Source organism: Paenalicyclobacillus cellulosilyticus (assembly GCF_014647315.1).
In the GTDB taxonomy this organism is placed as follows: Bacteria; Bacillota; Bacilli; order Alicyclobacillales; family Alicyclobacillaceae; genus Alicyclobacillus_J; species Alicyclobacillus_J cellulosilyticus.
Genome location: NZ_BMOY01000054.1, coordinates 1 through 12,030, shown reverse-complemented (window position 1 = coordinate 12,030; position 12,030 = coordinate 1). Strand labels below are relative to the sequence as shown.

General features: G+C 60.4%; 8 protein-coding genes and 1 tRNA gene. All 9 read left to right on the top strand.

Going from position 1 to position 12,030, the window contains the following annotated elements:
* Positions 1-820 precede the first annotated feature (820 nt).
* The 9 genes from trpS to IEX97_RS12045 all read left to right on the top strand — a co-directional run bounded on the left by trpS (position 821) and on the right by IEX97_RS12045 (position 11,943).
* Positions 821-1,807, top strand: a complete 987-nt coding sequence (trpS, locus tag IEX97_RS12085) for a tryptophan--tRNA ligase (protein ID WP_188883342.1) — start codon at positions 821-823, stop codon at positions 1,805-1,807.
* Positions 1,808-2,067: 260 nt separating this feature from the next.
* Positions 2,068-3,363, top strand: a complete 1,296-nt coding sequence (gene icd, locus IEX97_RS12080; protein ID WP_188883341.1) for an NADP-dependent isocitrate dehydrogenase — start codon at positions 2,068-2,070, stop codon at positions 3,361-3,363.
* A gap of 66 nt (positions 3,364-3,429) precedes the next feature.
* Positions 3,430-4,371 (top strand): malate dehydrogenase, encoded by a 942-nt coding sequence (gene mdh, locus IEX97_RS12075; protein WP_188883340.1) that lies wholly within the window; start codon positions 3,430-3,432, stop codon positions 4,369-4,371.
* A gap of 166 nt (positions 4,372-4,537) precedes the next feature.
* Positions 4,538-7,243, top strand: coding sequence for a DNA polymerase I (polA, locus tag IEX97_RS12070; RefSeq protein ID WP_188883339.1), 2,706 nt, complete (start codon positions 4,538-4,540; stop codon positions 7,241-7,243).
* 56 nt (positions 7,244-7,299) lie between these two features.
* Positions 7,300-8,145, top strand: a complete 846-nt coding sequence (mutM, locus tag IEX97_RS12065) for a bifunctional DNA-formamidopyrimidine glycosylase/DNA-(apurinic or apyrimidinic site) lyase (RefSeq protein ID WP_188883337.1) — start codon at positions 7,300-7,302, stop codon at positions 8,143-8,145.
* Positions 8,142-8,750: a dephospho-CoA kinase gene (gene coaE, locus IEX97_RS12060; RefSeq protein WP_188883335.1), complete on the top strand. Its 609-nt coding sequence runs from the start codon at positions 8,142-8,144 to the stop codon at positions 8,748-8,750. Before mutM ends, coaE begins: the two co-directional genes overlap by 4 nt.
* The gene (locus tag IEX97_RS12055) at positions 8,714-9,355 is read left to right on the top strand and encodes a lytic transglycosylase domain-containing protein (RefSeq protein ID WP_229776880.1); all 642 of its coding nucleotides are present in this window, start codon (positions 8,714-8,716) and stop codon (positions 9,353-9,355) included. Before coaE ends, IEX97_RS12055 begins: the two co-directional genes overlap by 37 nt.
* A 201-nt stretch (positions 9,356-9,556) precedes the next feature.
* Positions 9,557-9,640: transfer RNA gene (locus IEX97_RS12050), tRNA-Leu, on the top strand.
* 968 nt (positions 9,641-10,608) lie between these two features.
* A complete protein-coding gene (locus IEX97_RS12045) occupies positions 10,609-11,943 on the top strand; it encodes a DUF4011 domain-containing protein (protein ID WP_188883333.1) in 1,335 nt (444 codons plus the stop codon).
* The last annotated feature ends 87 nt before the right edge of the window (positions 11,944-12,030 follow it).

The window sequence follows — 12,030 nt, the reverse complement described above, 5'->3', positions numbered from 1 at the left end:
AGCGTTCGCGCATGCTGGTCAGATACTCACGGCGGCTCTTCAATGACATTCGCACAACGATCCCTTCGGTTTGATTTCGATTTGAGTGATCTGGACCCCTTTCAGTTAGATTTTAAGTGAGTGATCGCGATGCCTTGCGTGCGCCGGGAGGATGCGCTATAATCGAGGCAATCCAGAAGGTATACCCGCGCCCGGTCACCCCGGGGTGGATTGGATGATGAGAAGGGGAGCGCGCCGGTTGATTCGGTGGCGCCCCCTTCCGTTCACCGTACGGTGGCTGGGGCTTCATCAAGGGTTTGCAGCGGCTGGGCTGGCCGTTTCATACATTTGGGCGATGATGGGAAGAGTACGCGCGGGGAGCGGCCCGCAGCGAGCCGGGGATGGTGAGAGCCCGGCGGCAGGTCCGCGCGGAATGGGTCCCGGAGCTGACGGGGCGAAGAGCCTGCGGCATACCGCGTGCGTGGTTGCCGCAGCGGATGGCCGCTGTGTGGCTGTCGCAGGGGCTTGCGTAGTCTCGTCCGGTGGGCCGCCGATATCCGGCCAGGCCGGTGGCGCATGCCAGGTCAAGCGGGCTATGGTGATGCCGATGACGCGCCCGCTTCGCGTGGCAGGAAGTTGTGCACCGGCTGCAGAGGGCACGCCGGAGAGGCTGTCGGCGTGAACTTGGGTGGCACCGCGGCAACGTCCGTCCCAAACTCGGGACGGCTTTTTTTATTGGCCGTCAGAGGACGAGCGTGAAGCGACGAGTGACCGGTTGGCGCTGCCAAACCGTTGCGGGGACACGGGCTCGTCCGCTTTCACGAAAGGAGTGGGCACAAGCATGGAACGCGTGTTATCCGGCATTCAGCCGAGCGGCGTGGTCACCATCGGCAATTACCTGGGTGCGATGAAGCAGTTCGTCGCCCTTCAGCATGAGGCGGAGTGTCTGTTCTGCGTGGTCGATTTGCACGCCGTCACGGTGCCGCAGGACCCGGAGGCGCTACGTCAAAACACGCGGAGTTTGGCGGCGCTGTATTTGGCCGTCGGGATTGACCCGGGCAAGGCTGTCCTGTTCGTGCAGTCGCACGTTCCGGCGCACGCGGAGCTGGGATGGCTCCTCCAGTGCATCGCTCATTACGGGGAACTCGGCCGCATGACCCAGTTCAAGGACAAGTCGGAGCAGAAGGACGTGGTCACCGCCGGGTTGTTCACGTATCCCGTCCTGATGGCGGCCGACATCCTGTTGTATCAAGCGACGCTCGTCCCGGTGGGCGAGGACCAGAAACAGCACCTGGAGCTGACGCGCGACATCGCGGAGCGGTTCAACAGCCGGTTCGGGGAGACGTTCAAGCTTCCGGAACCGATGATCCCGAAGATCGGCGGTCGTATCATGAGCCTCCAGCAACCGGAGAAAAAGATGAGCAAGAGTGACGCCAACCCGAACGCCTACATCTCTCTGCTCGACGATCCCGACGTCATCCGGAAGAAGATCTCCCGCGCCGTCACGGATTCCGGCCGCGAGGTCCGGTACGATCCGGAGCAAAAACCGGGGGTGAGCAACCTGCTCACCATCTACGCCCTGTGCGCCAACCGCTCGCTCGCCGAGATTGAGGCACAGTATGCCGACAAGGGATACGGGCCGTTCAAGAACGACCTGGCCGAGGTCGTGATCGAGACACTGCGCCCGATTCAGACGCGTTACCGCGAGCTGATGGCTTCGGATGAGGTGGAGCGGGTGTTGCGCGATGGTGCCGAGCGCGCCGCAGCCCTGGCGGCGCCGACGCTGGCCGAGGTGAAGCGCAGGATGGGGTTTTTGCTGCCGCAGTGAGCAAGTGAACCGCCGCTGCGGCGTTGTAAGTCTGCTTGTTTCAGGTGTGCAAAATTTCCACGCTTGCTTCAATCTAGTCGTATGGTATCATGGGTGTTGGCATGCAGGCGTACCCTGCCGCGCCAACGCTACTTGGCGTCATGCGCCGATGGTCGTTCGCCGCTCGGGGCGAGGACTTGGCTGAGAAAAGGAACCCGCGCACGCGGGCGGATTGAAGGAAACGGCGCGTCAGACATTCATCGAGGGAGGCCCGCAATCGCATGGTGCAGTTCAAACGCTTCCAGCCCCCCGCCGAGGGAGAGCCCATCACGCTGGAGAATGGAAAACTTCGTGTTCCGAATCATCCTATCATCCCGTTCATTGAAGGAGACGGCACGGGGCCGGACATCTGGCGGGCGTCCGTGCGCGTGTTCGATGCGGCGGTCGCCAAGGTGTACGGCGGCGAGCGCAAGGTCGCGTGGTACGAGGTATATGCGGGAGAGAAGGCGTACAACCTGTTCGGGGAGTGGCTCCCGGACGATACCCTGACCGCGCTGTCCGCATACATCGTCAGCATCAAAGGACCGCTGACGACACCCGTGGGGGGCGGTATCCGCTCGTTGAACGTAGCCCTGCGGCAATTGCTCGACTTGTATGTCTGCCAGCGTCCGGTGCGCTACTTCCAAGGCGTCCCGTCGCCGGTGAAGCATCCGGAACTGGTCGACATGGTCATCTTCCGGGAGAACTCGGAAGACATTTATGCGGGGGTCGAGTGGGCCGCGGGCACGCCGGAGGCCAAGAAGGTCATCGAGTTTCTCCAGAAGGAAATGGGTGTCAACAAGATTCGCTTCCCGGAGACGTCGGGCATCGGCATCAAGCCGGTGTCGCGCGAGGGGACGGAGCGGTTGGTCCGCGCCGCCATCGAATACGCCCTGCGGCACAAACGCAAGAGCGTGACCTTGGTACATAAAGGCAACATCATGAAGTTCACCGAGGGCGCGTTCAAGAACTGGGGGTACGAATTGGCCGAGCGGGAGTACGGGGACAAGGTGTTCACGTGGGCGCAGTACGACCGCATCAAGGCGGAACAGGGTCAGGCGGCCGCGGATGCGGCACAGAAGCAAGCGGAGTCCGAGGGCAAGCTCATCATCAAGGACGTGATCGCCGACGCGTTCCTGCAGCAGATCCTGACTCGGCCCGCGGAATACGACGTCATTGCGACCATGAACTTAAACGGAGATTACATCTCCGACGCCTTGGCCGCGCAGGTGGGCGGCATCGGCATCGCGCCGGGTGCGAACATCAATTACGTGACGGGGCATGCGGTGTTTGAGGCGACGCACGGGACGGCGCCGAAGTACGCCGGGCTGGACAAGGTGAATCCGGGGTCGGTCATCCTCTCCGGCGTCATGATGTTCGAGTATCTGGGCTGGCAAGAGGTGGCCGACGCCATCACGCGCGCGCTGGAGAAGACCATTGCGCAGAAAATTGTCACCTATGATTTCGCCCGCCTGATGGAAGGTGCGCGCGAGGTCAAGACGTCCGAGTTCGCGGATGCCATCATCGCGAACCTGTGACGCTTCGGTTTGGGCGTGATGCGTATGGTTTGCCAGGTGAAGTGAACGGAGGCGGAGGGAAGGCACGTGTTGAAAAGAAGGAAGATCTCGGTCATCGGCGCCGGGTTCACCGGCGCGACGACCGCGTTCATGCTGGCGCTCAAGGAATTGGGCGACGTGGTGCTGCTCGACATCCCGAACCTGGAAAATCCGACGAAAGGCAAGGCGCTCGACATGTTGGAGGCGACGCCGGTCGTCGGGAAGGATGTGCATATCCTCGGCACCTCCTCGTATGAGGACACGGCGGGGTCTGACCTTGTCATCATCACCGCCGGCGTCGCCCGGAAGCCGGGCATGAGCCGGGATGACCTGGTCACCACCAATGCAGGCATCGTGCGCTCGGTGGCAGAGCAGGTCGCCAAGTTCTCACCCAACACCATCCTCATTGTCCTCTCCAATCCGGTGGACGCCATGACGCACGTCGCGTTCAAGGCGTCCGGTTTTCCGAAAAACCGGGTCATCGGGCAGGCCGGCGTGCTCGACACCGCCCGTTTCCGGACGTTCGTTGCGGAGGAGCTGGGCGTCTCGGTGGAGGACGTCAGCGGCTTTGTGCTCGGCGTGCACGGCGACGACATGGTCCCGCTCATCCGCTACTCGTATGTCGGCGGGATCCCGCTCGAGAAGCTGCTGCCGAAGGAGCGGATTGACGCCATCGTCGAGCGGACGCGCAAAGGCGGCGGCGAGATCGTCAACCTGCTCGGGACCGGCAGCGCCTACTATGCACCAGCGGCGTCTTTGGTGCAGATGGCGGAGGCCATCCTGAAAGACAAGCGGCGCCTGCTGCCGGCCATCGCGTATTTGGAAGGCGAGTTCGGTTACCACGACCTGTTCCTCGGCGTGCCGACGATCCTTGGGGGCAACGGGATTGAGCGCATTGTGGAGATTGAGCTCACGCCGGAAGAGAAGGCGGAGCTCGACAAATCGGCCCAGTCGGTCCGCAACACGACGCGGGTGGCCCTCGGATTGTGAACGGCAGGCCAAGTTGAGGGCGCAATCCCGTGAGAAGCGACAGACGGCGACCCGCCAAGGAGAAGCGGCGTCGTCGCGGATTTCCGTGGTGCATACGTGGTGAAGGCACAAAGACCACTCGCATGCTGCGGGTGGTCTTTGTGCGTGTTACAATGGGGGACGGAAGATGCGGGCTTTGGGCGGCCCGCCGGAAACGGGGTGCGTAACCATCGAACCCGCCAAGCTCGTCCTCATCGACGGCAACAGCATCATCTACCGCGCGTTCTTCGCGCTGCCCGATTTGACCAACGCAGCCGGCCAGCACACCAATGCGGTCTATGGCTTCACCCAGATGTTGCTCAAGCTGCTCTCGGAGCAGCAGCCCACCCACATCGCCGTCGCGTTCGACGCAGGGAAACAGACGTTTCGCCATGCACTCTACGCGGAATACAAAGGGACCCGCCAGCAGACGCCTGCCGAGTTGTCCGAACAGTTTCCGCTCGTGCGGGAAGTGCTGGCGGCATTTGGTATTCCGGCGCTGGAGTTCGCGGAGTTCGAAGCGGACGATATCCTCGGCACGCTGAGCCGGATGGCCGAGGCCACCGGGATGCAGACCCTCATCGTGTCGGGCGACAAAGACTTGCTGCAACTGGTATCAGACAGGGTGCATGTGGCACTGACCCGCCGGGGCATCACCGACATGGAGCGGTTCGATCCCGCTCTGGTCAAGGCGCGCCTTGGCATCACGCCGCAGCAGGTGGTGGACCTCAAAGGGTTGATGGGAGACCCGTCGGACAACATCCCGGGCGTGCCAGGGGTCGGGGAAAAGACGGCGGTGAAACTGCTTCAATCATTTCCCAGCCTCGAAGCCATCCTCGCGCACCTGGATCACGTGCCGGGGGCGAAGCTGAAGGCCAAGTTGGCGGAACACGCGGAAGCCGCGCGGCTGTCGAAACAGCTGGCCACCATCCGGCGCGATCTGCCCATTCCCATCCACTGGGATGACCTCGCATACGCCGGTTACGATCCGGTGCGCCTGATGCCGGTATTCCATAAATTGGGATTCCGTTCCATTCTCGAACGGATTTCCAGGGAAATCGGGGAGGTGAACGAGCAGGCACAAGACCGTGAGACGGTCGCTGTCTCGGAAGCAGCCCGCGAACATGTGGATGTCCCCTTCCGACGGCTCACCACACACGACGCGTTGGCCGCCTGGATGGCACGTCGGACTGGTCCGGTCGGCATTCTCCCGGATTGGCGTGGAAGCGACTATCAGACCGGGAAGTTGATGGGAATGGCGGTGGCGGATCGGGACGAAGCGGTGTATGTGCCGTTCAACGGCGAGCTCAGCGTGCAAGACCTGCATGCGCTCTGGTCGCCCGCTTTGGAGAAAGTGGTCTTCGACGTCAAAGCGCTCGCCGTGTTGCTGGAGCGCCACGGTACCTCCCTCGTGCATGACGGTTCGTATTTTGACGTCATGTTGGCCGGGTACCTGCTCAATCCGTCCGATGGCGAGGTGCGTTTGCCGGATCTGTTGGAACGGGTGCTGCGGATACGGCCGCCCGTAACGGCGCTCGGCGAGGAGGTTGACCCTGCCGACCTGGCGCGTACGGCGGCGCTCTTGCCGCGGTTGCGGGAAGCGCTGGCGGCGGATCTGGCCGCGGAGGCGTTGGACGACCTCTTTACGCGCGTGGAACTGCCGCTGGCGTTCGTCTTGGCGAAGATGGAGGTGCTGGGCTTCTATGTCAACGCGGACCGGCTGCGCGAACTCGAGGCCGAGTTCGAACAGCAGTTGCAGGCGTTGACCGAGAAGATCTACGCGTTGGCAGGGACGGAGTTCAACATCAATTCGCCCAAACAGCTTGGCGAGATCCTGTTCGACAAGCTGGGGTTGCCGGCGCAGAAGAAGACGAAAACCGGTTACTCCACCAGCGCGGACGTGCTGGAAAAGCTGGCGCCGTACCACGAGATTGTCCAGCACATCCTGGACTACCGCCAGGTGGGTAAGTTGTTGTCGACCTATGTCCAAGGGTTGCTCAAGGTCATCCGCCCGGAGACAGGACGCGTGCACACCCGCTTCCATCAGGCTTTGACAGCCACCGGGCGGTTGTCGAGCAGCGAGCCGAACCTGCAAAACATCCCCATCCGTTTGGAGGAAGGCCGCAAGCTGCGGCGGGCTTTCGAGCCATCGTACCCGGATTGGGTCATCCTGTCTGCCGATTACTCGCAGATTGAGTTGCGCATCCTGGCGCATCTGTCGCGAGATGAAGCGCTCATCGACGCGTTCCGGCAGGGGATGGACATCCACACGCGCACGGCGGCCGACGTGTTCGAGGTGCCGCCGGAGGAGGTCACGCCGTGGATGCGCCGGCAGGCGAAGGCGGTCAACTTCGGCATCATCTACGGCATCAGCGACTACGGTTTGGCGCAGAATCTGAACATCCCGCGCGCCCAGGCGGCGAAATTCATCCAGGACTACCTGGCGAAGTTTCCGGGCGTGGCGAAGTATATGAAGGAAATTGTGGAGGTGGCGCGCAGGCAGGGGTATGTCACCACCCTGCTCCATCGCCGGCGCTACCTTCCGGACATCCACAGCTCCAACTACAACCTGCGCAGCTTCGCCGAGCGCACGGCGATGAACACGCCCATTCAAGGATCGGCGGCGGACATCATCAAGCTCGCCATGGTCGAGATTGACCGGGCGTTGTCTGAAACCGGTTGGAGGGCGCGGATGCTGTTGCAAGTCCATGATGAGCTCATCTTCGAGTGTCCCGAAGCGGAGGCGGACGCCTTGGCAAGCCTCGTCACCGACAAGATGGAGCACGCGATTGCGCTTGACGTGCCGCTCAAGGTGGAGGTTCACACGGGGAAGACGTGGTACGACGCCAAGTGACGCGACGTGACGCGGGGATACCCAGATCCGGAAGCGGACAGCGAGGGGGTGAGTGGGTGCCCGAGCTGCCTGAGGTGGAACAAGTGCGCCGCAGTTTGGAACCGTGGGTCGTCGGCAAGACCATCCGCCGGGTGGAGGTCCGTCTGGCCCGCATCATCCGCACGCCGCCCAATCCGGTTCTCTTCGCGAACCGCTTGGCTGGACGGACGGTGACGGGGATTGCTCGCCGTGGGAAATATTTACTGTTTTCCGTGCCGCCGGATACGCTGGTTTCTCATCTGCGCATGGAGGGCCAATACCGGCTCGAGCCGGCCGGTGCGCCGTTGGCGCCGCACACCCATGTGGTCTTCCAGTTCACCGACGGCTCCGAGTTGCGTTACCGCGATGTGCGGCAGTTCGGCACCATGGACCTCGTCGGCCCGGACGATCCGCTGCCGCCAGGGCTGGCGGCCCTCGGTATGGAGCCGTTCGACCCGCGCTTGACCGCGGAGGTGTTGCGCGCTTGCTTCGCACGCCGCCGGGCACCGGTCAAAGCGGTGCTGCTCGATCAGACGGTCGTGGCGGGCATCGGCAACATCTACGCGGACGAAGCGCTGTTTCTCGCCAGGATTCATCCCCAGTCGCCGGCGTGCCGCTTGTCGCAGGCGGAGGCAGCGCGCCTGCTCGCGGCACTGCGGGACGTGCTCACACGGGCCATCGCGGCGGGCGGGTCGTCCATCCGGACGTACGCCGACGGATACGGCCGCCACGGCGGGTTTCAAGTTTCACTGGCCGCGTACGGCCGGGCCGGGGCACCTTGCCCGCGCTGCGGAACGCCCATCGCCAAGGTGCGGGTCGCAGGACGCGGGACGCACTTTTGTCCCGTCTGCCAGCCGTCGCCCGGAGAGGGGGGAACGGCGTGATCGTCGGCTTGACAGGGGGCATCGCCACGGGGAAGAGCACGGTGTCGAGCATGCTCAGGGAACTGGGTGCATTTGTGGTGGATGCGGACGTGTGGGCGCGCAAGGTGGTGGAGCCGGGAACCGAAGGTTTGCGTGAAGTGGTCGCGCGCTTCGGCCCCGGGGTGTTGAACCCCGACGGGTCGCTCAACCGCAGGGCCTTGGCCGAGATGGTGTTTCAAGATGAGGCGGCCCGCAACGATCTCAACGCCATCGTCCACCCGCGGGTGCGGGCGGGGATGATGGCGGAGACCAAGGCCAGGCTGAAGCTGCACCCGCACGATCCGGTGGTCTGGGATGTCCCGCTCCTGTTCGAAGGACCGACGCGCGACATGGTCGACGTGACCGTGCTGGTCTACGCGCCGGAGGAGGTACAGCTCCGCCGCATCATGGCACGGGATGGATTGGACGAACGAGCGGCGCGGCTGCGGATCAAGGCGCAGATGCCGATTGAGGAAAAGCGTCGGCTTGCGGACTTCGTGATTGACAACAGCCACAGCCTGGATGAGACGAAGGAGCAGGTGCAGCGCGTATGGGAAGTGATTCGCGCCGCCGCAGCCCGGCGCTGAGGGTATGGGTGATGAACCGGCGTGTCGTGGTCAGTCTGTTGTTGCTCATCGCCGTGGTGACGCTCATCATGTCGAACGCGTTCTGGCGTTGGATGTATCCCATTGGGTATCAGGAGACCATCCAGCGCGCGGCGCGAGAGGCAGGACTCGATCCTCTGCTCGTCGCCAGCGTGATCCGCGTCGAAAGCCAGTTCCGTTCCCGCGATGTATCGCACGCCGGTGCGGTTGGCCTCATGCAGTTGATGCCTGCCACCGCCGAGTGGGTGATGAACCAGATGCGCCGGGACGGACAACCGCTGCCGGCGGATGCCGTAGGAAGCCGGATTGACCTCGCCCAGCCGGACATCAACATTCGGATTGGCACCTGGTATATCCACTATCTTATGGAACGGTTCGGAGGCAATGCGGTGGCGGCCATCGCGGCCTACAACGCGGGTCCGAAGCGCGTCCAGGGATGGCTGGGGCGTGGCGTGTGGGACGGCCGCCTCGAGCATATCATGGCCATTCCGGTCGGTGAGACGCGGCACTTTGTGGACCGGGTGTTTTACAATTACGACCTTTACAAGCGCATTTACGGCAGCGACCCGGCCTGGCGGCAGCCATGAGGCGCTTCTGCCCGAATTGGGCGCGGCGGTGTCGTGGCGGTGTCCGGCGGCACGCCGGCAGCCCCGAGGTGCGGTGCCCCCATAGGCCTCACATCGCGTTGACAGGCGGGGGCGCCGTCGGTATAATGTACGTTGTCGCAGCCGGACAGCAGGTTGACGGTTGTGGTTCCGCTGTCGTTCGGGCTGACAGACGTTCGTCGTGTCGAGGTGGCGGAATTGGCAGACGCGCACGTTTGAGGGGCGTGTGGGTTAACCGTACGGGTTCAAGTCCCGTCCTCGACACCAGGCAAAAACCGATTTTCCGCGTGGGGACGCCAAAAATGGCGTCCTTTTACGTTGTACCGGAAAACCATTCAAAATGCAACTTTTCGAACGAGACGAGCGCGTTCGCTTTTGTAAAGACGTGTGCATCGAATGGTAATATTTTATAATCGGTAAACGTATGATATCGAAACCAATGCGCTGGTTAACGTCAAGCTCATCTTCCGCGCCCGAAATGCGGTGCCCATCAAATTTTGGGCAGATATTTCACGAATCCATGACGAAGGAAGTCCGCGCGCGTCATCTATGCGGGAGGATTTCCAGTTGAACTTCCCGGCGAGTCGATTCGTTTGGGTGCTTGATGTTGATTGCGGTCATACTGTACGAGACGCTGGAGTACGTGATTAGAGCCGTCACACCGAAGCGGAATCCTGGTGTGGACCGAGTGCTGGGGATGTTGGGTTTGGACATGGGCATCTACACACGGGTGCAAAAAACGGAGTGACGGCCGCTTGGGTCGGTGTGCGGTGGGGTTTCCAGATTCAATCAAATTTACAAATGTTCGCGATTTCATAGCGGGTGAATGGACCGGGATTTACCGCTTTTGTCCAATGCGAAAAGCATCCGGAAGGATCACCAGGCACAGAAGGTGACGATGGGCGCGGAGGATGGGTTCCGGCAACCACTCGTTTAAGTCAGACGGAAGAAGGAGCAGTTGATCGTCGTGGTGACCACGGAACTTCATTCGTGGCATGGCGAAAGCCTCTTCAACGCTGTTGCCATAAGGTTTCGCCATTGATCCGAAAATTTCCTTCTGGAAATTGCTTCAATGGTTACTAGGACACGTCCTAGCTGTCAAACGTGAGTTATAGTAAAGGATTTAAGTACACGGTAAAACCCTATCGCTACCAGGTGTCCCATTGTTGTAGAATTTATAGATGCGGAGTTTAGCATATCATGAGAGTATATGTCGAAGAGAGAGAGGTGCACGAATGCAAGAACTTCTGCAACGATATCGGGACAGGTTGATCGATCTATCAAAGAAAAATACCGGTTTACGCTTGCTACGGATAACTCACAAGAATCATTTTGACATCGCAAGTTTTGCAGCGATCGAGCCGGGAATGGAAAAACGTATTACAACGGATATTCTTTCCATGAAGCCAGAGGTACCAGTGCTGTCCGTCGTGGCAGTCACTGAAGATGAGGCGATTCTGAACCGTCGACTGACTTCTCTAAAACGTGAGATTGATCTCATCGAACAGGAGACGGGAACCAATGTCTTTCATGTTGCCTATGGCTTTCTCGAAGGCACGCTGGTTGAAGATTTTTATGTCCGCAGCCCGCTTGTTCTGTATCCGGCAAGACTCGTTAAGAAAACGATTCGTAAGTCTCAGTATTGGACTGTAGAGTTAGATGAACAGAACCCGCCGTTCATCAATCCCATACTAATTTTGGCATTGAGGCGGTATCTAGAAGTAGACTTAGGACGTCTTCTGAGGGAAGAAAACTTTGAAGTCCCGAAAGAGAATGTTGTTTCTTTTCTCGTTAACCTCCTTCGACAGGCAGGCTTGAATGTTACCAATGGCGAAACGTCCGCTGTCATCAAGCCGTTTCCTGTCCTGAACTCAAGGGACGTCCCGACAGAACGGGTGCCATTCCGCATTGAGCCGTACATGGTCATGGGGAAGTTTCGACAATCGACCAGTACGCTGATCAATGATTACGACGCATTATTGGAGAATCCACCGCAAGATGGTCTGTTATATCGATTGTTAAATGAAACACCAAACGAAGAACAGTTGGCAGAGGTAAAACCGGAGATCCTCAATGAGGTGAGAGAAGCGGAGACCTTCTTTGTACTGGACACTGACGTGAGCCAGGAAGCAGCCGTAATTGCCTCACGTAATCGAGACGGGTTAATTGTTCACGGCCCCCCGGGGACGGGTAAGTCTCAAGTCATTGTTAACCTCATTGCGGATCGCTTGGCACGTGGACAGCGTGTGTTGCTTGTTTGTCAGAAGCCAGTAGCGCTTGAAGTGGTGTACAATCGTCTATCTGCTATCGGCTTACAGCATCACGTGGCTCGGGTATATGACTTCAATCGCGACAAGGCGTCCGTCTATGCCAAATTGGGCAGTGTACTGCAGCGTGAGATTCCGAAAGATGTTGTCACGTTTGACCGCATGTCAGCCGAAATGGAGGAACTCTCTAAACGGCTCAATTTGGTAGCAGAGTCACTGCACGCAAGCCGTCCCTTTGGGAAAACGCTGCGTTACCTGTACACACACGCGATATGGGATCAAAGCTTAATTAGGGTCTGCTGAACGAGCGAACATCTCGCTTCCGACAAGGAATTCTGGTCTCTGAACGCGAATGCATGTGCAAGGATTTTGCAGTCAACGGCCAAAAAT